Origin of the sequence: Bradyrhizobium sp. SUTN9-2 (genome assembly GCF_003122645.1) — a bacterium.
In the GTDB taxonomy this organism is placed as follows: Bacteria; Pseudomonadota; Alphaproteobacteria; order Rhizobiales; family Xanthobacteraceae; genus Bradyrhizobium; species Bradyrhizobium yuanmingense.
Map to the genome: position 1 here is coordinate 4251818 of NZ_LAXE01000001.1, position 22273 is coordinate 4274090.

Genomic DNA, 22273 nt, shown 5'->3' on the forward strand with positions numbered 1-22273 from the left:
CTGGGCTCAGGTGCAATCGTAGCGGCTGCCGGTCGTCTCCCGCCTGATAGTCCGGTTGAAGAACTGGCCCATGGAGGGCGCGCCGAGGAGGCGCTCGACGGTGTCGGCCGTCACGCCGCAATAGCGGTGATAGGCGCCGTTGCTCGCGACGATCAGGTCCTGCTGCGCGCGATCGTAACAGACCCGCTGAAGCATCGTGCTGCGGGTGATGTCCCGGCACTCGAATGTCCGCAGATCGACCAGGCGGTGTTCGCCGGTCTCGACCGCCTCCGACACGATCGGAGTATCCGCGAGCTGCGCCAGCAGAAGGATCAGGGCTCTGACCACGATCGTTGAAGCTCCGCATGAACCTGACGACGGGACGGGAAGGCCGCCTCATCCGGCACTTGAAACACGGCGAGATGATACGTCACTGGACAGATCGGGCATAGTCGCGCTAACCAGCCGAAAACCGAGCGACTTCAATACATAACCCGACCTTCTTGACGAGTAAGATTGGCTTGATGAGCAAGATTGATCCCACCGCGCGGATCGCGGACGGCGCCGTGATCGGCGAGGGCACCGAGATCGGACCCTATTGCATCATCGGCCCGAACGTCGTCATCGGCGCGAACTGCAAGCTGATCGGGCATGTGCACATCACGGCGCAAACCACGATCGGCGACGACTGCACCATCTATCCGTTCGCTTCGCTGGGCACGCCGCCGCAATCGCTCAGCTATCGTGGCGAGCTGACGCAGCTCAGGATCGGCGCGGGCTGTACCATCCGCGAATCCGTCACCATGAACGCGGGTACCGTCGCTGGCGGGGGCGTCACCTCGGTTGGCGACCGCGGCTATTTCATGAACTGCAGCCACGTCGGCCACGACTGCCATCTCGGCAACGACGTGATCTTCGCGACCTCGGCAACGCTCGGCGGCCATTGCGAGATCGGCGACTTCGTCTTCATCGGCGGGCTGTCCGCCGTGCATCAGTTCACCCGTATCGGACCGCAGGTCATGGTCGGCGGCGTGTGTGGCGTGCGCGACGACATCATTCCGTTCGGTCTCGTCAACGGCCAATATGCCGTGCTCGAAGGCCTCAATCTGATCGGCATGAAGCGTCGCAAGTTCACCAAGCAGCGCCTCGCCACCGTGCGCGCCTCCTACCAGAAGCTATTCCATGGCGCCGGCACCTTCGCCGAGCGGCTGGAGGCGGCGCGGCCGCTCGCGGGCGAGGACCCCGCGATTGCCGAAATCCTCGACTTCATCGGCAAGGGCAAGCGCCCGCTCTGTCTTCCCGCCATCGCGAAGTGATCTTGGAGTGATCTTGGGATGGCCGCGGGCACGACATCGGCGGCTTTGCAGGTTTCGTCACCGGTCGGCATCGTCGCCGGCGGCGGTGCCATGCCGTTCGCGGTCGCCGAGTCGCTCGCCGCGCACGGCATCACGCCGGTGCTGTTTCCGCTGCGCGGGGCCTGCGATCCCCAGCGAGTGGAGAAGTTCCGGCATCGCTGGATCTCCGTCGGCCAGCTCGGACGCGCGATGCGGCTGTTCCGCGAGGAGGGCTGCCGCGACCTGATCTTCATCGGCACGTTGGTGCGGCCTTCGCTGTCCGAGATCCGGTTCGACTTCACGACGCTGCGCCTGCTCGGCAATGTCATCCGCGCCTTCCGCGGCGGCGACGATCATCTGCTGTCGGGTGTCGGCCGCATCCTCGAGCAGGACGGCTTCCGGATGGTCGGCATCAAGGACGTTGCGCCGGATCTGCTGATGCCCGAGGGCTGCATCAGCCGCGCCTGGCCGAGCGATGCCAGCAAGGCCGACATCGCACGCGGCCGGGCGGTGCTGACCGCGCTCGGCCCGTTCGACATCGGCCAGGCCGTGGTCGTGATCGATGGCCACGTGGTGGCGGTCGAGGACATCGAGGGCACCGACGCGCTGCTCGCCCGCGTCGCGAGGCTGCGCGAGGAGGGCCGCATCCGCGCCGCCACCGGACGCGGTGTGCTGGTGAAGGCGCCGAAGAGCGGCCAGGACCTGCGCTTCGACCTGCCGACGATCGGTCCGCGCACCATCGAGGGCGTCGCGGCTGCCGGCCTTGCCGGCATCGCCGTCATCGCGGGCAACACCATCGCCGCCGAGCCGCAGACGATGATCGCGCTTGCCGATGCCAAATATCTCTTCGTCATCGGCCTGCCCGCGTGATGTCGCGTGATCCCAAGCGGAAGATCTTCCTGATCGCGACGGAGGAGTCCGGCGACAGGCTCGGCAGCGCCTTGATGAAGGTGCTGCGCCAGCGCCTCGGCGACGGCGTGCAGTTCGTCGGCGTCGGCGGCCGCACTATGGCGCGCGAGGGCCTGGAATCGCTGTTTCCGATCGAGGAGCTCTCGATCGTCGGGTTTGCCGCGGTGGTGCAGCAATTGCCGAAGATCCTGCGGCTGATCCGGCAGACCGCCGACGCAGTGACCGAGGCCGCGCCCGACGTGCTCGTCATCATCGACAGCCCCGACTTCACCCATCGCGTCGCCCGCCGCGTGCGCGCGCGCAATCCCGCGATCCCGATCGTCGACTACGTCTCGCCGCAGCTCTGGGCATGGCGGCCAGGACGGGCGCGGACCATGCTCGGCTATGTCGACCACGTGCTCGGCCTGCTGCCGTTCGAGCCCGAGGAATACCGCAAGCTCGGCGGCCCGCCCTGCAGCTATGTCGGCCATCCCCTGATTGAGCAATTGGGCTCGCTGCGGCCGAGTGCGGAGGAGCAGGCGCGCCGCGACAGTGAGCCGCCGGTGCTGCTGGTGCTGCCCGGCAGCCGCCGCAGCGAGGTCAGGCATCATCTCGACGTGTTCGGCGCAACGCTCGGTCGCTTAAGGGGTGAGGGCTGTGCGTTCGAACTGATGCTGCCGACCATGCCGCATCTCGAAGCCACCATCCGCGAAGGCATCGCGAGCTGGCCGGTCAAGCCTCAGATCGTGATCGGCGAGAACGAGAGGCGTGCGGCCTTCCGCATCGCTCACGCCGCGCTGGCGAAATCCGGCACGGTGACGCTCGAGCTCGCGCTGTCGGGCATTCCGATGGTGACGGCCTATCGCGTCGGCGCGATCGAGGCGTTCATCCTGCGACGCGCGATCCGTGTCTCCTCGGTGATCCTTGCCAATCTCGTGATCGGCAAGGATGTCATTCCCGAGTATTTGCAGGAGGAATGCACGCCGGAGAAGCTGGCGCCGGCGCTTCGGGACGTGCTGACGGAGTCTCCGCTGCGCCGGCAGCAGGTCGAGGCCTTCGCCAGGCTCGATCAGATCATGTCGACCGGCAACACATCGCCGAGCGTGCTCGCCGCCGACATCGTGCTCGCAACGATGCGCCAGGGTCGGCGAACGAGCCAGGGTGTTTCATAGAAGTCTGCTTGAGCCGCCCCCTCCAAAGCGTGAGCTGCCCTCCAAAGAGCAGACGCCAAGAAACGCAACAGCGAAGGCGTGAGTTACGCTAAAGCGACGTGGATCACTCCTGTTGCGAAGGCAGACTAAAGTGAAACGCCGCCCCCTGTGGTTCATTGGCACCAGTCCAAAGTCGTCCTCCGTGCGCCTCGATGATCGATTGGCAAATCGACAAGCCCATGCCGGTTCCGTCCGGCTTGGTGGTGTAGAAGGGCTCGAACAGGCGGTCAACGATTGCGACGTCAAGTCCAGGTCCGGTATCCCGTACGGCGACAACAACGAGATTTGAAGCATCTGCAGCCGTGCTGATCCGCAGCTCTCGTCCGCCAACGTCGACACAGTTCATTGCCTCGATCGCGTTGAGGATCAAATTGAGAACCACCTGTTGCAGCTGAACGCGATAGCCCTTCACGAGCGGCAAGCCCGGAGCGAGGTCGGTCTGGATCGAGACATCATGTTTGAGCAGCTCGCTACGGGCGATGGTGATCACGTCCAGGATTGCACCATTGACATCGACGCTCTCCTTCGGCGCCGGAGCTTTCTTGATCAAGGAACGGATCCAACTGATGATCTCGCCGCCTCGCTTGGCTTCTGTGACGATGGATACGAGCGCCTGCTGTGCCTTTTCGAAATTCGGAGATTGTGTTCCTAGCCAGTTCAGTGCGGCCTCTGCGTTGCAGAGCACCGCGGTGATTGGTTGGCTTAGTTCGTGTGTCACCGAAGCCGTGACCTGGCCCATTGCCGCCGCGCGATTGGCGTGTGTTAGTTCAGCTTGCATCTCGCGGAACGTCTCGGCGGTTCGCTTGCGTTCGGTGATGTCGCGGCTCAGACAAATGATTCGTGACTGTCCGACTTCGCAGAACTCGCGCATACGAACTTCGACGGGAAACACAGTGCCATCCTTTCGGCAATAGCGCCTCTCGAGCGTAGCGATGCCGCCGGCCTTGAGACGCTCGCGGTTGCGACGCCAAGTCGCTTCATCCATCTCCAGATCGAACAAGGCCGCAGTTGCCCCAACCAGTTCGGTCCGGCTGTAGCCGAGACTTTCGCAGGCATTCCGATTCACATCGAGAACGTGACCATCTTCACTGTGCAGCATGAACGTATCGGTCGCGTGGTCCACGAAGGTACGGAAACGGGCCTCGCTCTCGATCAGCGCCTGTTCGGCGCGCTTGCGCTCCGTGATGTGGCGCCCCACACCTCGGTAACCCACGAAGTTCCCTGTCTTGTCAAAGATGGGCAGCCCAGAGACGGAAATATAGCGCTTGCCGCCGTCGGGCATCGGCCGCGCGAGCTCGAAATCGCGAAACGGGAGGTGAGCGTCGAGTATCTCCCGGTGTTTGTGCCAGCCATCTGCGTCAGGTTCGAGATACGGGATCTCCCATCGTGTCCTGCCGATCTCGGAGACCGGCGGCTCGGGAAGCGTCTCGGCGAACTCTTGGCGGATGAAGCGATGCTCCGCGTCCGTTTCCCAGTACACATCGAAGGAGAATTGCACCAGCGTGCGAAAGCGCTCCTCGCTCTCGCGCAGTGCCTCCTCGGGGCGCTTGCTCTCATTCGAATCGAGGGCGACCGACGGCACTTCAATCGCATGTTGCATGATCATCTCTTGCTCACGCGTGATGGATCAATCGACAGATTTCTCGTGCCGGATCGCGTCCCCCCCCGGAGCCGATCAAGATCGATCGGGAGTATGCCTTTGGCGACTATACTCCCGTATACAGGGCTTCTCTATAGCGACATGGCTGTGACGACCCCGAGCCGAAACAACGCGAGCTAAAACCCGGTTCCATCAACGTATGCGTGTGAGGTGGGCCCTGTTTCTGGCTCGCGGGTGGCCGACGCTCATTTGCAAAGTAACGACGCGGCCGACATGGACGGGAGGGCAAGGACGTTCGTGGTGAGCTCTTAACCAGTGTTTCTGACCGCCTCAGCCAGAATGGCGTAAAGCTGCTGCCGGCTGAATTCCTTTGGCAGCTCCCTCTCTGCTGTACTCGGCGACACCCTCCGCGCGATGGGACGGGCGCAGGCGGCCGACGACGGCCTCAGCTTCGGGGCCGGCCTTATCTGGGGCTGCGCTGTGGGCGGCTTGTGGCCGCGCTTCAGGCCCAGACGGTTCAGCATACCGCATACCGCGTTACGACTGCAGCCGAGATGGCGCGCAATCTGCGCCGCGCTCTGCCCCGCGGACCAGAGCCTTTTGAGAAGCGCTATGTCTTTCGCATCCCAGCCCATGAGAGATAGTATAACGGCGACTGCCAGACACCGGCTAGTCTAGTCTTCGTCCGGCTCGCGCACGACCGCCGGTTCATCGGCATCATCTTGCTCATCCTCGTCTTCGTCCTCCTCGTCTTCATCCTCCTCGTCTTCATCGGGATCCCTGGGTGGCATCACGATGCGCATCCGCATGAGCAGTTTCCTGGCTGTGGTGGAAAATGCTTCGGAGGTGTGTTGCTTCATGGCATTGTGCTCCTCGAAAATTAGCGCAGTCGCCAGATTCTTGGCCGGCATATGCCGGTGCCGGGGCGCGACCGCCGCAAACGCGATGCAGGTCGGGTAGACTGCACGATCAGCGGGCGGCGGGCCATGCAACAGGCAGCGTTTTCGGCTACTTGATGCCCGAGGACCCATTGGGCTCTAAGTTCACCAAAACCTCGCCGGCAGCGATTTCAGGAACTCCAAGATCGAGGTCGGGTAGACTGGCTTGAACAAATGCCAGTATCTTGGCGTTCGCTGCGTTGGCGCTTTCGCGGTCGTCAAATATCATCACCGCGATACCGACACCGTCGCCCGCATCCAGCACATGGTAAGATTTGAATCCCCGCGATTGTCTTAGGATCTCACCGACGCCGCTCTTGGCGCGACGAGCGGCGTCGGCGACCGAACGAACCTTACTGTACTTGCGAATGACCATGTACATGGGGCCACCACGCGCCATACGCTCCTTCGCATCAAAGCATTTCGGTCCCGCTCGGACTAGTGCCAACTTCCGGGATGGGCCACAGCGTCCGGCTGGCGGACCGCAACGCGCCTGTCCAATGAGCCGTCCTCGCCCGAAGCGGCGAGGTGCTGAGGCTCAGGAGCCCTCGAACTTGAACGATACGTTGAGCTTGGCGCGATAGGCCTCAACTTTTCCCTTGTCATCCAGTTGCATATCGAGCTTGACGACCTCTGCAATGCGCAGATCTCGGAGAGATTTAGCAGCTTGCTCGACTGCGTTAGCGGCCGCCTTCTCCCATGAGTCGCTGCTGGTACCGACCAGTTCAATGACCTTGTAGACGCTATCGGGCATGTCCGTCCTCCCAATCGCTAGGAGCAGGAAGTCTAGCACTGGGATCTCGACGCTGATACATCTCGGGATGCCGCGGAAAGGGTCCGATTGGCTGTCACTTTCCTGTTCGACCCAAAAGAAGAACTCGGGTCGTCCTGTCGGAAATTATGTTCGCATTTTCAGCCCGAACGAACGCGGACAGGTATCTTCTTCGCGCTCTCCGGCTTCCGAGTATAATTTTGCGCGCCTAAGTCGTCATTGCCGCCAAGGTTCCGATCCATGAAGCGATGGCACCGCGTAAGCATCAGCAGCTTGGTGATTGCCCTGAGTCTGGTGTGTGCCGGGGCCCTGGTGGTCAATCAATCGCACGTGCCATCAGAAGCCATAGCCTCATCGGTCACACGTACTCCGGAGCTTATTGAGCGTGCGTGGCACCTGCCCGTGGCAGCAACATTTGAACGACACGTTGATTGGCAGTCAAATGGCTCTCGCTGCGGACCTGCCGCTGTTGCTAACGCGTATCGGTCCCTTGGCGAGGCGGCAAGGACGGAAGGCAAGGTGTTGGCCGGGACGTGGAGTTGCTGGACAGGCGTATGCATCATGGGGCTCACGCTTGACGAACTGGCCAACGTCGCCCAGTCCAACACCAGCCGGAAAGTTACTGTCTTGCGCGATCTCAGCGAAAACGAGTTTCTGGAGCATCTCCGTCGCTCCAACGATCCGCGGCGACGCTACATCGTGAATTTCGATCGCGCTCATATTTTTGGTGCTGGTAGTGGACACCATTCCCCAATTGGGGGCTATTTCGAAGCCGAAGACCTCGTTTTCGTGCTCGATGTCAATTTCGATTTCCAGCCGTGGCTAGTCGAACGGAAGCGGCTGTTCGACGCTGTAAATACGTTTGACGGCGATAAGAAGAGGGGACTGCTGTTCATAGAGTAACATCCCGCTCCAGGTCTCGCACCGTGGCCCTTAGCCGGATAATTTGAGGCAGCTTGGATGTCGGCTATCGGCGGTGGACAGAACGCGGAGGCCGTCCTTGCCTCGACTGACGCTTGTGCGCCCTATGACGGCCCGCCACTTGCCCCCGGGGTCTCGCTCCACGCGTACACTGAGCGCGACATACTGACCCCGGGAGGACATTTGGGCGGCAACCAGGCGGACGACACGCTAACCCGGGACCGCATGCGACCCGTGAATTGGCCACTTCCGGCGCCCGCGCAACTCGCCGTAGACGCAGAGCAGGCTGAGTGTTCTATTTCGGAGTGCCGGTCTGGCTACCCGAACCCGTGGTCTGCTCACTTCCCGGTCGGCCCGGAGGATGCGCCGAAGCGGCCGGCTTGTCTTGATCGGCCACGTATCCGGACTCTCCGGAGTTGCGGGTCTTGATCCCTTTGTCCGCATCGCGCTGCATCTGCTCGTTGGGCTGGCCAGCCTTGAGCTCCCGGTCCACGTCGCGCTTCATCTCCTCCTTGGTTTGCTCACTGGGTGCGGCCTTTTGCTGTTGGGCCGTTGCTTGGAAGCTCATTGCGCTTCCGGCAACTACAATCAATGCGAGAATTGCTGTTCGCATGCTTCTCCTCCACGGCTTGCTCCGGCCCCTAAACGCGCGAACCTCCCAAGGTTTCCTAGTTCCAATCACTATTGTCGAACGTCACGTAGGGCTAAGCAAAGGGCACTCGAACGGTCTTATGCGCACCGGCCTAGGCGAGTCCGCCATCAACCCTGAAACACTGGCTGGTGATGCGCTGGCTTTCGTCGGAGGCGAGGAACAGTGCCATATTGGCAATGTCTTCGGGCGTTACCGCATCGGGCACCGCCTGGCGCGAGCGTATCTCGGCGATGACCCGATCGTCCGGATACCACAGCCTGCGCTGGCGCTCGGTGATGACCATGCCCGGCGCGATCGCGTTGACGCGAATGCGGTCGGGACCGACGGAGCGCGCCAGCGAGTTGGTGAAGCCGACGATCGCCGCTTTCGCCGCGGCGTAGACCGGCAGTGCCGGCGCGCCGCGCATCCAGGCGATCGACGACATGTTGATGATCGAGCCGCCGCCGCGCGCCTGCATCTGTGGCACCACCGCTTGCGCCGCGAAGAAGACGTGCTTGAGATTGACGCCGATCATCCAGTCGAACTCGGACGGCGTGACCTCGGCGAGAGCCTGGCGCTGATCGTTGGCGGCGTTGTTGACGAGAACGGCGGCGTCGCCAAGCGAGCGGCGGGCCTCTGCCATCGCGCTGCGCAGGGCATCGATGTCGAGGAGATCGCAGGGCACGAACAGCGGCGCGGGCCCGGACGAGGCCGCTATTTCCCGCACCAGGGCTTCGCCGGCGTCCTTATCGATGTCGAAGAAGGCGACCCGGGCGCCTTGGCCCGCGAAGGCCCGGACGAAGGCGGCGCCGATGCCGCTGGCGCCTCCGGTGATCAGCACCACGCTGCCGGCTAGGCTGGAATAGGTCGTCTTCGTCATGCGATCAGGCGCTCCGTCTCGGGGTCGAACAGGCAAATGCGGCGGGTGTCGAGCGCGAAGGCGGCGGACGTGCCGGGCGCGGGGCGGATATCCGGCGAGACTCGTGCCATCGCGGGCTCGCCGCCGAGCCGCAGGAGCACCATCGTCTCGGCGCCGGTGGGCTCGACCAGCTCCACCGGCGCCTCGACGAGGACAGGCGCTTCGCTGGAAAACGTGCGGCTCCCCTCAGCGATGCATTCCGGCCTGATTCCGAACACCACCTTGCGCCCGACAAAGGGTGCTGCGGCGTCGTACCCCGTAAGGCGCAGACGAAGCTCGTCGGGCCTTCCCGCGCCGATCACGACGACCGGACCGTCATTTTCGGCCTCGAGCCGCGCCGGCATGGTGTTCATCGGCGGCGAGCCCATGAAGCGTGCGACGAACAGATTGGCGGGATAGCGGTACACGGTGTCGGGATCGGCGAATTGCTGCACGCTGCCCTGATGCATCACGGCGATCCGCGTCGCCATCGTCATCGCCTCGATCTGGTCGTGCGTGACATAGACGATGGTGGCGCCGATGCGCTGATGCAGGCGCTTGATCTCCATCCGCATCTCGACGCGCAGCTTGGCATCGAGATTGGAGAGCGGTTCGTCGAACAGGAAGAGCAGGGGATTGCGCACCAGCGCGCGTCCCATCGCCACTCGCTGGCGCTGGCCGCCGGACAATTGCGAGGGCTTGCGGCCGAGCAGCGGCTCGATTTGGAGCAGTTTTGCGACATTGCTGACCGCAGCGTCCTGCTCGGCTTTGGGAACGTGACGGCATTCCATGCCGAAGGTGATGTTCTGGCGCACGGTCATCGAGGGATAGAGCGCGTAGGATTGGAACACCATGGCGATGTCGCGGTCCTTCGGCGCGACGTCATTGACGACGCGGCCGCCGATTTCGATCGTTCCCGCGCTCGGGCGGTCGAGCCCGGCGACGATGTTGAGCAGGGTGGACTTGCCGCAGCCGGACGGGCCGACCAGCACGGTGAACTCGCCGCTCTCGATGTCGAGCGCGATGTCCTTCAGCACCTCCAGATTGGCGTAACGCTTGGACAGGGCGCGAATGCTCAGTGCTGCCATGACAACTCCATCATTTCACGGCCCCGGCAGTCAGGCCGCGGACGAAGTACTTGCCGCCGAGCAGGTAGATCAACAGCGTGGGCAGCGCGGCGATGATCACCGCTGCGCTCTGCACGCCATGCTGCGGGATATCCGCGACGGCGGCGGACAGCGCGATAAGCGCTGCGGTGACGGGCTGCTGCTGGCCGGTGGTGAACGTCACGCCATAGAGGAACTCGTTCCAGATATGGGTGAACTGCCAGATCACCGTGACGATCAGGATGGGACCTGAGAGCGGCAGGATGATGCGCCAGAAGATGCGGAAGAAGCCGGCGCCGTCGATGCGGGCGGCCCTGATCAGTTCATGGGGAATGGCGACATAATAATTCCGGCAGAACAGCGTGGTGAATGAGAGCCCCTGAATGGTGTGAATCAGCACGAGGCCGGTCAGGGTGTTGATGAGGCCGACGTCCCGCAGCACGATGGTCCAGGGCAGCAGGCGCATCTGCTGGGGGAGGAACAGGCCAAGCGTCACGATGCCATAGATCCAGTTGTCGCCTCGGAAGCGCCAGAGCGACACGGCGTAACCGGCGATTGCGCCGAGCAGGGTGGAGAAGATCGTGGCGGGAATCGTGACCAGCGCGGAGTTCAGCATGTAGGGCCGGATGCCGGCGCAGGTCTCGGCGACACAGAAGCCGCTCCAGGCTGCGGCGTAGTTGCTCCAGGCCAGATGCTGCGGCCAGCCGATCATCGATCCCTGCGCGATCTCCTCGTTGGTCCGCAGCGAGTTCAGCACCACGACCACGAGCGGCGCGAGCCAGGCCGCGGCGATCAAGAAGACGGCGAGATAGATCAGGATCCGGGTCGGTGCGAAGCTGCGGTCAGGCATGGGCGCCTCGCCGTCGCTGGATGTATCGCCACGCCGCATAGGGCAGCAGCACCGCGAGAAGAATGAGCAACATCAGCACGGCCGCCGCCGCGCCGCGGCCGAGCAGGCTGCGCTGGAACATCAGGTCGTAGACGACGAGTGCCGGCAGCTGGGTCGCGATTCCCGGTCCGCCGTTGGTGAGCGCGCGCACGAGGTCGAAGGTCGAGATCGCGAACTGCAACTGGATCACCACGACGGTGACCGTGATCGGCCACAGCGACGGCAGGATGATACGCCGGTAGGTTCGGACCGGTCCCGCGCCGTCGATCTGCGCGGCCTTGATGATGTCGGGATCGACCGAGCGAAGGCCGGCAAGGAACAGCGCCATGGCAAAGCCGCAGGATTGCCAGATCGCGGCGATGACAATGGTCCAGATCGCCATGTCGCGGTCGATCAGCCAGTCGAACTTAAAGGAGGTCCAGCCGAGGTCGTGCACCAGCTTCTGGATCCCGAGACCGGGATTGAGCAGCCAGCTCCAGACCGTGCCGGTGACCACGAAGGACACCGCCAGGGGATAGAGGAAGATGGAGCGCAGCACGTTCTCGCCACGAATGCGCTGATCGAGCAGGATCGCGAGGATGAGGCCGGTCGCTGCGCTCAGCAGCACGAAAGCGCTGCCGAACAGCAGCAAATTGTCGAAGGCGATTTGCCAGTTGCGCGATGCCGTGACCGCCGTGTAGTTGCGCAAGCCGACCCAGCCCGCAACGGGAACGAGGGTGGACGGCGTGAACGAGATCCAGATCGTCCAGAGCGAAAACGAGACGAGGTGCGCCGCCGACAGCAGCAGCGGCACCCAGATCGTCAGATATTCGGGCAGCCGGCGCACCCATTCGGGAAGCGCCGGCCGGCCCGGTCTCATCGTGGCGGCATTGCTCAACGCGCGCCCTCGACGGCCTCGGCGAGGCGGGTGGCTGCCTGCTCCGGCTTGATCGTCTTGTTCTTCACGTACTCCGTGATTACGTCGATCATCGCCGCGGTCATTCCGTTTTCCTGCGCCATGTTGTGCGCCATGCTGAGGACGGCCTGATTGCTGGCGATGGCCTCCTTCAAGGCCTTCGAGGTTGTTCGTTGCCCGTCCGACCAGCCTTCGCCTGATAGATCGACGTCAGTGCGCACGGGGATAGAGCCGGTGATCTGCGAGTACATGGTCTGGATCGCCGGATCCATGACGAGCTGAGCCATCAGGGTCTGGCCGGCTTGCAGGTCCGCCTCCTTGCGCTGCCAGAAGATGAAGGCGTCGGCATTCAACAGGAAGACCGGCTTGCCGTTGTCGCTCGGGCCTGGCGCAATCATGAAGTCCTCGAGCTTGAATCCGGCATTGCGCAATACGCCCTGCGCCCATCCGCCCATGATCATCATGCCCATGTCGCCGTCGATGAAGCGCTTCAGGTTGGTCGAGAAATGCTGGGCGCCGACGTTGGGGTCCATCCAGTCGGCGATCTTGCGCACCTGGGCGAACGCGGCCTTGATCTCCGGACCCTCGAGGGCCTTCTTCTCGAGATTCATGATGGCCGCGCGATAGGCGAGCGGACTGATGCCCGCGAGAGCCGCCTCGAATTTCTGTCCGTCGTCCGGGCGGGTGCCGCCATTGGCGATGGGAGAAGCGACTCCGCCCGCCTTCATCTTTTCGGCGAGGTCGTTGAAGTCGGCCCAGGTGACGGGGACCTTGTCCGCCTTCGCCTTGTCCATCGCGCGCTTGGACAGGAAGAGCATGTTGGTGCTGTAGATCTGTAGCGGCAGCGCAATCCATTTGCCGCCGGGCTTGTGCAGCTTTGCAAGATCCGGAGCGACAACCTTCTCGTAGCCGGCGGCCGCGACGAGGGCATCGAGATTTACGGTGGGCGCAATCTTCGACCAGGCCGCAATCTCGGGCCCCTTGAGCTGCGAGCAAGCCGGCGGATCGCCGGCCATGATCTGCGCGCGCAGCTTGTTCATCATCTCGGTGGTGAAGCCGGGGACGGGCGAGTGCTGCCAAACGCCGCCCTTCTCCTCGAATTTCTTGCCGAGCGCCGTAATGGCCGCCCCGTCGCTGCCCGCCGACCATTGCGAGATCGCGGTCAGTCGCGGCTTGGCCGCGCCTTGCGCGCGGGCAAGGTGCGGAAATGCGAGCGCGGCAGCAGAGCCAGCGAGCAGACGACGCCTTGTTGTTGTGATCGGCATGGCAGTTCCTCCCGGTGTGAAATCGTTCGCGCTTTATAGGCCGTTTGGGCTCAGCGCATGTCAGGCCGCCTCCGTCGATGCCGCGGGCATGCCGCCACGACTGGCGAGACAAAAGGCGGCGAAGGCGAGCGCAGCCTGCGGATCGCTGCCGGTCGACGGCGGCACGAAAGCGAGGGAGACCTGCGCCAGTTTGCGTCCGCCCAGCAGGCAGGCATCGATGCCATCGACCAGTGCTTGCCGATCCTCTTCAGCGAGAAGCGACGGCCAGCCGCTGATCGCAACGCCGCCGCACGGCTTGACGTTCAGCGTATTGCCGATCGCAAGGCCGAGCCGGAACAGCCGACGGCGCAAATCCTGCCGCACGCGCGATGAGATCGGGACCGTGTTGACCCATTCGTTGCCGAGCTGGAGCAGCTCGGTCTCGGAAACGCCGAGAAGCGCAGCCAGCGCGGGAATCGACGTATAGGCCTCGACGCAGCCGTGATGTCCGCAGCGGCAGCGCGGTCCGTCAGGCCCGAACACCATGTGGCCGAGCTCGATCGGCTGCAGAGCATCGGTCTCGGCCGGATCATCCATCCAGGCGCCGGCGACGCCGTGGCTGACGAGCACGAACAGATGCGTGTCGTTGAACGGGTAGTTTTCCGTGCGGCAGCGGTGAAAGGTGGCATGCGCGACGACCGAATTGGTGAATTCGAGCGGCACGCCGGCGAACATCTCGCCGAACATGTCGCTGATGCGAGCGACGTCGCAGGGAATGATCGGATTGGCCGATATGCTGAGACGGCCGAGGCCGGGAATCGAGACGCCGATCTGCGAGAGGGTGATCCGGCGGCGCCGCGTCCAGTCGCGCAACAACGTCATCGCTTCGCGAAATGCCCGGCCGACGGTCTCGACGTCAGGCGTCTTCGGGAGCGGCACACGCTCGGTGTAGTGCAGCTCACCCGACAGGCCGCCGACCCCGACGCTGAGCCGCTGCGTCGTCAGCTCGAAGGCTGCCAGCGCCACCGCGCCGTCCAGCGACACGAGACCGGTCGGGCCGCCGACGTAAGGGGCAGGGCGCCGCACTTCCTCGATCAGACCCTCGGCCTTCAGGTCGAGCAGGATGCGCGACAGGCTCGCTTCCGACAGACGCACGGCCTTGGCCAGCGGCGGACGAAACGAGCCGCCCGACTGAAGCAGATGAGTCAAAATGGCAGCGCGCGTCTGCCGCCGACTTCTCGGCTGCTCCGGCATTTCCATCCCTGTCGTCATTCTTACTTAGAGTAAGAATGCGCGCGGAGCATTTAGGCTGTCAAGGCGCTTGCCGCCGTGAGCATGGACTTGTTGTTGTGCGTGGCAGCACGAGGGAAAGTGCGGGCGCAAACAAAACGGCGCCATCTTGCGATGGCGCCGCTGCGAAAGGCGTGATGGCCTGACGTTAGCGCTTGTCGATCGGCACGTAATCGCGCTTGGCGACGCCGGTGTAGAGCTGGCGCGGGCGGCCGATCTTCTGCTGGGGATCCTCGATCATCTCGCTCCACTGGCTGATCCAGCCGACGGTGCGGGCGACCGCGAACAGCACGGTGAACATCGAGACCGGGAAGCCCATCGCCTTCAGCGTGATGCCCGAATAGAAGTCCACGTTCGGGTAGAGCTTGCGGTCGATGAAGTACTGGTCGCTGAGCGCGATCTTCTCGAGCTCCATCGCCACCTTCAGCATCGGATCGTCGCCATGGCCGGTCTCCTTGAGCACGGCATGACACATCTTCTGCATGATCTTGGCGCGCGGATCGTAGTTCTTGTAGACCCGGTGGCCGAAGCCCATCAGGCGGACTTCGGAATTCTTGTCCTTCACCTTGGCGATGAACTCGGGGATCTTGTCGACCGTGCCGATCTGATAGAGCATGTTCAGCGCGGCTTCGTTGGCGCCGCCATGGGCCGGGCCCCAGAGGCAGGCGATGCCGGCCGCGATGCAGGCGAACGGGTTGGCGCCCGAGGAGCCGGCGATGCGCACCGTCGAGGTCGAGGCGTTCTGCTCGTGGTCGGCGTGCAGGATGAAGATCTTCTCCAGCGCGTCGGCGAGCACCGGGCTGACCTTGTAGTCTTCGCAAGGCACCGCGAAGCACATGTTCAGGAAGTTCTCGGCAAAGCCGAGGGAGTTCTTCGGATAAACGAAGGGCTGGCCGACGGTGTATTTGTAGGCCATCGCAGCCAGCGTCGGGATCTTCGCGATCATGCGCATGGAGGCGATCATGCGCTGCTTCGGATCGTTGATGTCGGTGCTATCGTGATAGAACGCGGCGAGGGCGCCGACGGCGGCAACCATGATCGCCATCGGATGGGCATCGCGGCGGAAGCCCTGGAAGAAGCGGGCCATCTGCTCGTGCACCATCGTGTGATGGGTCACGCGGTAGTCGAAATCCTTCTTCTGCGCGGCGGTCGGCAGGTTGCCGTAGAGCAGGAGATAGCAGGTCTCCAGGAAGTCGCCGTGCTCAGCGAGCTGCTCGATCGGGTAGCCGCGGTATTCCAGCACGCCCGCGTCGCCATCGATATAGGTGATCTTGGACTGGCAGCTCGCGGTCGAGGTGAAGCCCGGATCGTAGGTGAACAGGCCGGATTGGCCGTAGAGCTTGCCGATGTCGATGACGTCAGGCCCGACGCTGCCGCTGAGGATCGGAAGATCGAAATTCTTGTTTCCGACCGTCAGCGTCGCGGTCTTTGGGCTTTCTTTTGCGTCCATCAGAGGTCCCCGATGTGTGGTGAGACGGGCCGGAGCCGGAGACCCCCAGGGCGACCATGGGGGCAGGCCGGATGTTCCAGAATGTGGGGGAGATGGGTATATTATTGCTATGTGCGCTGCAAGATCGCCGCACGCATGGTCGACTTACGTCGTAGACTGATCCCTAAGCCGGCCGAGGCTTTCCTGGCGTCCAAGCACCTCCAAAACCTCAAATATACCAGGGGACGTCGTCCGTCCGGTGAGCGCCGCCCTAAGCGGCTGGGCGACCGCGCCGAGCTTGAGACTATTTTCCTCGGCAAAGGCGCGCAGCGCCGCTTCCGTGGTGGCGCCGCTCCACGTCTCGACTTTCTCCAGCGCGGAATGAAGCTGGCCGATCAGCTTGCGGTTCTCGGGCGTCAACAGCGCCTGCGCCTTGGGATCCGGCGCCAGCGGCCGGTCGGCGAAGATGAAATGGGCGCCGTCGATCAGCTCGATCAATGTCTTGGCGCGCTCCTTGAGCGCCGGCATGGCCTTGAGCAGCTGCGCGCGCGTGGTGTCGTTTAACTTGGCCTTGATCTCGTCGCGGCTCGGCACGACGTGGTCGAGCACGTCCTCGAACATCTTCACGAGCGATTGATCGTCGGCGTGGCGGATGTAGTGGCCGTTGAGGTTTTCCAGCTTGGCGAAATCGAAGCGGGCGGCGGCGCGGCCGACGCTGCCGAGATCGAACGCGTCGATCATCTCCTCGGTCGAGAAGATCTCCTGGTCGCCGTGGCTCCAGCCGAGCCGGACCAGGTAGTTGCGCAGCGCAGCCGGCAGGTACCCCATCGCGCGGTAGGCATCGACGCCGAGCGCGCCGTGCCGCTTGGAGAGTTTCGAGCCGTCCGGGCCGTGGATCAGCGGAATATGGGACATGCTGGGCAGCTCCCAGCCCATCGCATCGTAGATCTGCTTCTGGCGCGCGGCGTTGATCAGGTGGTCGTCGCCGCGGATCACATGGGTGACGCCCATGTCGTGGTCGTCGACCACCACGGCGAGCATGTAGGTCGGGTTGCCGTCTCCGCGCAGCAGGACGAGATCGTCGAGGTTCTCGTTCTGCCAGACCACGCGGCCCTGGACCTGGTCCTCGATCACGGTCTCGCCGGTCTGCGGCGCGCGCAGGCGGATGGTGGGCTTGACGTCGCTCGGAGCCGTCGCCGCGTCGCGGTCGCGCCACATGCCGTCATAGAGGCGGGTGCGCCCCTCGCTGCGCGCCTTCTCGCGCATGGCGGCGAGCTCTTCGGCGGTGGCGTAGCAGCGGTAGGCCTTGCCATCGGCGAGCAGCTGCTCGGCAACCTCGCGGTGCCGGGCGGCGCGGGCGAACTGGTAGATGACCTCGCCGTCCCAGCCGAGCTCGAGCCACTTCAGCCCGTCGAGGATGGCGCCGATCGCCGCCTCCGTGGAGCGTTCCCGATCGGTATCCTCGATCCGCAGCAGCATCTTGCCGCCGTGCTTCTTGGCATAGAGCCAGTTGAACAGCGCCGTGCGGGCGCCCCCGATATGGAGGAAGCCGGTCGGCGAGGGAGCGAAGCGCGTGACGACGGAATCGGACATTCTTGGCAGGGCCTATGCATTGGAGGCGGTGGTGTATAGCAGGAACGGGACATAACTAAAGGGCGACGGCGGACCCGGCAGGCCTTGCTTAAGCTCTTGTAAGCTCTTGGCGCGGCCACGCGAATTTGGCAGAAGGACCGCTGATTTCCCTACAGGATTTTCGTAATGACAGAACCGGTGGCATCTGAGGTTGGGCGCGATTTCATTCGTGACATCATCCAGGCCGACCTCGATCAGGGCAAATACAAGGAGATCGTGACCCGGTTCCCGCCGGAGCCGAACGGCTACTTGCATATCGGCCACGCCAAGTCGATCGCACTCAACTTCGGCGTCGCCCAGGAGTTTCCGGGCCGCTGCCACCTGCGCTTCGACGACACCAACCCGGTCAAGGAAGAGCAGGAATATATCGATTCAATCCAGGCCGACGTGCGCTGGCTCGGCTTTGACTGGGGCAAGAACCTGTTCTTCGCCTCGGACTATTTCGACCGCCTGTACGAATGGGCGGAGCAGCTGATCCGCGACGGCCTCGCTTATGTCGACGACCAGACCCAGGAGGAGATCCGCCTCTCGCGCGGCACGTTGACCGAGCCCGGCAAGAATTCGCCGTTCCGCGAACGCTCCGTGGAGGAGAACCTCGACCTGTTCCGCCGCATGAAGGCGGGCGAATTCCCCAACGGCGCGCGCGTGCTGCGGGCCAAGATCGACATGGCCGCGGGCAACATCAATCTGCGCGACCCAGTGCTGTACCGCATCCTGCATGCGCACCATCCGCGCACCGGCAACGCATGGTGCATCTACCCGAGCTACGACTATGCCCACGGCCAGTCGGATGCCATCGAAGGCATCACGCATTCGATCTGCACGCTGGAGTTCGAGGACCACCGACCGCTCTACGACTGGTTCATCGAGAAGCTGCCGGTGCCCTCACAGCCGCATCAGTACGAATTCGCGCGGCTGAATCTCACCTATACGCTGCTGTCCAAGCGCGTGCTGACCCAGCTCGTCCGCGACGGCCATGTCGCGGGCTGGGACGATCCGCGCATGCCGACCATGGCGGGCATGCGTCGCCGCGGCGTGCCGCCGGCTGCACTTCGCGAGTTCGTCAAGCGCATCGGCGTCGCCAAAGCCAACAGCGTGGTCGATGTCGGCATGCTGGAGTTCTGCATCCGCGAGGAGCTGAACCGCACGGCGCAGCGGCGCATGGCGGTCTTGAAGCCGCTCAAGGTGGTGATCGAGAATTATCCGGAAGGGCAGACCGAGGAGCTCGAGGCGATCAATCATCCCGACGATCCCTCGGCCGGCACGCGGAAGATCACGTTCGGCCGTGAGCTCTATATCGAGCAGGACGACTTCATGGAGAACCCGCCGAAGAAGTTCTTCCGCCTGTCGCCTGGCAACGAGGTGCGGCTGCGCTATGCCTATTTCGTCAAGTGTACCGGCGTGATCAAGAACGACAAGGGTGAGGTGGTGGAGCTGCGCTGCACCTATGATCCCGCGACCAAGGGCGGCAACGCGCCCGACGGCCGCAAGGTCAAGGCGACCATGCACTGGCTGCCGGCGGCGGCCTCCAAGCCGGCGGAGATCCGCATCTACAACCAGCTGTTCGCCAATCCGAGCCCGGATGCCTCGAACTTCGCGACCGATCTCAACCCGAACTCGCTGGAGATCCTCGCCGATGCGCGGGTCGAGGCGTCCGTTGCGGAGAGCAATTCGACCGAGCCGATGCAGTTCGAGCGCCAGGGCTATTTCGTGCGTGACAAGGACTCGACGCCCGGCAAGCCGGTGTTCTCGCGCACGATCGGTCTGCGCGACACGTTCGCGAAGGAAGTCGCCAAGGGTTGAGAAGGGCTGAGCAGGACATGAGCAGCGAGGCCGACGCCATCGTTTCCGCCATCATCGCGAAATGGTGCGCCGGCTTCGCGGCGCTCGATGCGGCCGCGCTGTCCTCGCTCTATGCGAGGAACGCGTTCTTCTTCGGCTCCAATCCGAAGCTCTATCGCGGCCGAGATGGCGTCGCCGACTATTTCAACGGCCTGCCGCGCTGGGGGAGGCCGAGCGCGACCTTCTCCGACGTGCACGCCGCGCAGGCCGGCCCTGATCTGATCAACATGGCCGCGACCATCACGTTCGATCTCGCGGGCGAGCGGGATGATCTCGTCGTCAAGATGAGCTGGGTCATCATCCGCGAGGACGGCGGCTGGAAGATCGTCAATCACCACGCCTCGTCGCAGGCGCCGCTGATCTAGCAACGGGCGCCAGCCCGGAGAAAAGTAGGGCGCTCTTCGCCTGTTCCCGATCCGTACCGCTATTCGTGCAGCCGCACGGTCCGGTAGCCTCCGCAGCCGTCGCGTATCGTAAGGTGCAGGGGAATGGCGGAGCCGGGCCGGCCAGGACGGTCCCAGGGAGTTGCCGGGACGTGGCCGGTCGGCCGCGCCGCCCCGGCCGGCGGCTTGGCGCCAGCGGGCCTCGGCATCTGGCCGGCGATCATCGAGACGCTGCGCCAATGGGCTCGGGGCGAGGCCGGGCCTGGCCGGCTGTTGCCGTGGGTGCCGGTCGCCTTCGGCGGCGGCATTGCGCTTTATTTCGCCGCCGATCATGAGCCGGTGCTGTTGGTGGTTGCCGCCACAGCCATCGCGCTGATGCTCGGCGCGGTGCTGCTCCGGCGGAGCCGGCTGTTTGCGCCCGCCATCATGCTCGCGGCGGTCGCGGCTGGTTTTGCCGTGGCGACCTGGAAGACCGCGCGTATCGCGCACACCGTTTTGGCAAAACCGCTCTATTCGGTGTCGCTGTCGGGCTTCGTGGAAGCGCGCGACATCCGCGAGCGCACCGATCGCTTCGTGCTGCGCGTCAGCGCGATGGAGGCGCAGCGCAGCGACGTCAAGCTCGAGCGCGTCCGCCTCTCGGTGCGCAAGGGCACGGCGCCTGAGGTTGGCAGCTTCGTGCAGCTGAAGGCGCGGCTGCTCCCGCCGATCTCGCCGGTGCGCCCCGGCAGCTATGATTTCTCGCGCGACATGTTCTTCCAGGGCATCGGCGCCTCCGGCTTCGTGATGGGCGCGATCACGGCGTCCACACCGCCGGATGGCGGCGGCCTGCGGCTGCGCTATGCCGCCTTCATGCAGGGCCTGCGCGACGCGATCGACGCGCGCATCCGCGCAACGCTCGAAGGCGACAACCGCGCGATTGCGACGGCGCTGCTCACGGGGCGGCGCGATGCGATCACCGCGCCCGTGAACGATGCCATGTTCGTCTCGGGACTCGGCCATGTGCTGTCGATCTCCGGCTATCACATGGCGGTCGTCGCCGGCGTCGTCTTCTTCGCGGTGCGCGCGCTGCTGGCCTTGATCCCGGGGCTGGCGGCCGGCTCTGCCATCAAGAAATGGTCGGCCGCCGCGGCGCTGGTCGCGGCCGCGTTCTACCTGTTGCTGTCGGGCGCGGAGGTTGCGACGCAAAGATCGTTCTTCATGACGGCGGTGGTGCTGATCGCAGTGATGGTCGACCGCCGCGCCATCACCTTCCGCACGCTGGCGGTTGCCGCGCTGATCGTGCTTGCGGTCGCGCCGGAGGCGTTGGTGCATCCAAGCTTCCAGATGTCGTTTGCGGCAACGCTCGGGCTGGTGGCGCTGGTGCAGATCGGCATGCCGAACCTGCTCGCCTCGCCCGATCATTCCGCGACGGCGCGGATCGCGTTGTGGGGCGGCCGCGAGATCGCGATGCTGTTCCTGGCCTCGCTGATCGCGGGGCTCGCGACCACGCCGTACGCCGCCTTCCACTTCCATCGCGTGACCCCATACGGCGTGCTCGCCAATCTCGGCGCCATGCCGGTGGTCTCGGCGCTGGTGATGCCGGCCGGGCTGTTGGGGCTGCTCGCGGCGCCCTTCGGGCTCGACGGCGTGTTCTGGTGGTTGATGGGGATCGGCATCGAGTGGATGGTCCTGGTCGCGCGCTGGGTGGTGGCCCTGCCGGGCGCCGTCGGCCGCATTCCCGCCTTCGGGATCGCGCCGCTGATCGCAGCGAGCCTCGGGCTCATCGTGATGGGCCTGTTGCGCACGCCCTTGCGCTGGTCCGGCGCCCTGGTGCTGCTGGCAGCGATCCTCTGGGGACTGTCGGTGCGGCAGCCCGATATCCTGATTGCCGGGGATGGCGCGAGCGTCGCCGTCCGGGGCGGGGATGGGCGCTTGCAGGTGATCCGCGCCAGCAAGGACAGCTTCCTGCTGAAGGAGTGGTTGGCTGCCGATGCCGATCCGCGCGATGCCGGCAACGCCTCGTTGGCGAGCGGGGTGTCGTGTGACGAGTCCGGCTGCGTGGCGCCGCTCGCGGACGGACGACTGATCGCGTTGGCGACGCGTATCGACGCGCTGGCCGATGATTGCAGCCGCGCCGCGCTGGTGGTGACGGCGCGGCCTGCGCCACCCGATTGCGCGGCGATGGTGGTCGATCGGGCGCGTCTTGCCAGTCAGGGCGCACTGGCTCTGACGAGACGCGGCGAGGGCTTTTCGGTGCAGGCGGTGAGGACGAGGGGAGCAAGCCGTCCCTGGCTGCCGGCCGGCGCCGGCGAGGGAGATTTCGACGGCAGCCTCGTGCCGAAGGCGGCCGTGCCCCGCAACCGGGACGCAACGCCATCGGAGGCCGACTTGCAGGCCGACGATTGACGCGGA

Annotated in this window: 22 protein-coding genes; 7 read left to right on the forward strand and 15 right to left on the reverse strand. The window is 64.4% G+C overall.

All coding sequences use genetic code 11. From position 1 onward, the window contains the following. Nucleotides 1–6: 6 nt before the first annotated feature. Nucleotides 7–327 (reverse strand): KTSC domain-containing protein, encoded by a 321-nt coding sequence (locus tag XF30_RS19765; RefSeq protein ID WP_109143615.1) that lies wholly within the window; start codon nt 325–327, stop codon nt 7–9. A 176-nt stretch (nt 328–503) separates the two neighbouring features. Here XF30_RS19765 and lpxA point away from each other — a divergent pair, with 176 nt between their 5' ends. Genes lpxA through lpxB form a run of 3 tightly spaced genes read left to right on the forward strand, consistent with a single transcriptional unit; the run spans nt 504 to nt 3373 of the window. Then, nucleotides 504–1295: an acyl-ACP--UDP-N-acetylglucosamine O-acyltransferase gene (gene lpxA / locus XF30_RS19770; protein ID WP_109143616.1), complete on the forward strand. Its 792-nt coding sequence runs from the start codon at nt 504–506 to the stop codon at nt 1293–1295. Between the two features lie 18 nt (nt 1296–1313). Continuing rightward, entirely contained in the window at nt 1314–2183 is an 870-nt protein-coding gene (locus tag XF30_RS19775) for an LpxI family protein (RefSeq protein ID WP_109143617.1), read from the forward strand. Then, the gene (gene lpxB / locus XF30_RS19780; RefSeq protein ID WP_109143618.1) at nt 2183–3373 is read left to right on the forward strand and encodes a lipid-A-disaccharide synthase; all 1191 of its coding nucleotides are present in this window, start codon (nt 2183–2185) and stop codon (nt 3371–3373) included. The genes XF30_RS19775 and lpxB overlap by 1 nt, the downstream gene beginning before the upstream one ends. A gap of 103 nt (nt 3374–3476) precedes the next feature. On the opposite strand, the gene XF30_RS19785 is transcribed toward lpxB, so the two are convergent. The 5 genes from XF30_RS19785 to XF30_RS19805 form a co-directional block, all read right to left on the reverse strand. Next, a complete protein-coding gene (locus XF30_RS19785; protein WP_158284393.1) occupies nt 3477–5012 on the reverse strand; it encodes a PAS domain-containing sensor histidine kinase in 1536 nt (511 codons plus the stop codon). 308 nt (nt 5013–5320) lie between these two features. Next, nucleotides 5321–5647 (reverse strand): GcrA family cell cycle regulator, encoded by a 327-nt coding sequence (locus XF30_RS19790; RefSeq protein ID WP_036010004.1) that lies wholly within the window; start codon nt 5645–5647, stop codon nt 5321–5323. Nucleotides 5648–5686: 39 nt separating this feature from the next. Continuing rightward, nucleotides 5687–5872: a hypothetical protein gene (locus tag XF30_RS38175; RefSeq protein ID WP_036025247.1), complete on the reverse strand. Its 186-nt coding sequence runs from the start codon at nt 5870–5872 to the stop codon at nt 5687–5689. A 148-nt stretch (nt 5873–6020) separates the two neighbouring features. Further along, nucleotides 6021–6332 carry a hypothetical protein gene (locus XF30_RS19800; RefSeq protein ID WP_057030484.1) on the reverse strand — a complete coding sequence of 104 codons (312 nt, stop codon included), beginning with the start codon at nt 6330–6332 and terminating at the stop codon, nt 6021–6023. 156 nt (nt 6333–6488) lie between these two features. Next, a complete protein-coding gene (locus tag XF30_RS19805) occupies nt 6489–6704 on the reverse strand; it encodes a dodecin family protein (RefSeq protein ID WP_035699963.1) in 216 nt (71 codons plus the stop codon). Between the two features lie 258 nt (nt 6705–6962). Between XF30_RS19805 and XF30_RS19810 the strand changes: the two genes are divergently transcribed. After that, entirely contained in the window at nt 6963–7625 is a 663-nt protein-coding gene (locus tag XF30_RS19810) for a phytochelatin synthase family protein (RefSeq protein ID WP_057030485.1), read from the forward strand. Nucleotides 7626–7938: 313 nt separating this feature from the next. On the opposite strand, the gene XF30_RS19815 is transcribed toward XF30_RS19810, so the two are convergent. From XF30_RS19815 to gltX, 9 genes are all read right to left on the reverse strand, one after another. After that, nucleotides 7939–8256, reverse strand: a complete 318-nt coding sequence (locus XF30_RS19815; protein ID WP_141697647.1) for a hypothetical protein — start codon at nt 8254–8256, stop codon at nt 7939–7941. Between the two features lie 130 nt (nt 8257–8386). Beyond that, nucleotides 8387–9154 (reverse strand): SDR family NAD(P)-dependent oxidoreductase, encoded by a 768-nt coding sequence (locus XF30_RS19820; RefSeq protein ID WP_036025234.1) that lies wholly within the window; start codon nt 9152–9154, stop codon nt 8387–8389. Next, entirely contained in the window at nt 9151–10260 is a 1110-nt protein-coding gene (locus tag XF30_RS19825) for an ABC transporter ATP-binding protein (protein ID WP_109143620.1), read from the reverse strand. Before XF30_RS19825 ends, XF30_RS19820 begins: the two co-directional genes overlap by 4 nt. Before the next feature lie 10 nt (nt 10261–10270). Then, nucleotides 10271–11128, reverse strand: a complete 858-nt coding sequence (locus XF30_RS19830) for a carbohydrate ABC transporter permease (protein WP_036010046.1) — start codon at nt 11126–11128, stop codon at nt 10271–10273. Further along, nucleotides 11121–12026: a carbohydrate ABC transporter permease gene (locus XF30_RS19835; RefSeq protein ID WP_085972169.1), complete on the reverse strand. Its 906-nt coding sequence runs from the start codon at nt 12024–12026 to the stop codon at nt 11121–11123. The genes XF30_RS19830 and XF30_RS19835 overlap by 8 nt, the downstream gene beginning before the upstream one ends. Before the next feature lie 14 nt (nt 12027–12040). Next, the gene (locus XF30_RS19840; protein WP_109143621.1) at nt 12041–13327 is read right to left on the reverse strand and encodes an ABC transporter substrate-binding protein; all 1287 of its coding nucleotides are present in this window, start codon (nt 13325–13327) and stop codon (nt 12041–12043) included. 60 nt (nt 13328–13387) lie between these two features. Further along, nucleotides 13388–14566 (reverse strand): ROK family transcriptional regulator, encoded by a 1179-nt coding sequence (locus XF30_RS19845; RefSeq protein ID WP_192893426.1) that lies wholly within the window; start codon nt 14564–14566, stop codon nt 13388–13390. A 178-nt stretch (nt 14567–14744) separates the two neighbouring features. After that, nucleotides 14745–16046, reverse strand: coding sequence for a citrate synthase (gene gltA, locus XF30_RS19850; RefSeq protein WP_036009984.1), 1302 nt, complete (start codon nt 16044–16046; stop codon nt 14745–14747). A gap of 144 nt (nt 16047–16190) precedes the next feature. Continuing rightward, nucleotides 16191–17618: a glutamate--tRNA ligase gene (gene gltX / locus XF30_RS19855; protein WP_109143623.1), complete on the reverse strand. Its 1428-nt coding sequence runs from the start codon at nt 17616–17618 to the stop codon at nt 16191–16193. A gap of 165 nt (nt 17619–17783) precedes the next feature. Here gltX and XF30_RS19860 point away from each other — a divergent pair, with 165 nt between their 5' ends. The 3 genes from XF30_RS19860 to XF30_RS19870 all read left to right on the forward strand — a co-directional run bounded on the left by XF30_RS19860 (nt 17784) and on the right by XF30_RS19870 (nt 22267). Further along, entirely contained in the window at nt 17784–19460 is a 1677-nt protein-coding gene (locus XF30_RS19860; protein ID WP_109143624.1) for a glutamine--tRNA ligase/YqeY domain fusion protein, read from the forward strand. Between the two features lie 17 nt (nt 19461–19477). Beyond that, on the forward strand, nt 19478–19864 hold the full coding sequence (locus tag XF30_RS19865; RefSeq protein ID WP_109143625.1) for a nuclear transport factor 2 family protein: 387 nt from the start codon (nt 19478–19480) through the stop codon (nt 19862–19864). 123 nt (nt 19865–19987) lie between these two features. Continuing rightward, nucleotides 19988–22267 (forward strand): ComEC/Rec2 family competence protein, encoded by a 2280-nt coding sequence (locus tag XF30_RS19870; protein WP_109143626.1) that lies wholly within the window; start codon nt 19988–19990, stop codon nt 22265–22267. Nucleotides 22268–22273 lie beyond the last annotated feature (6 nt).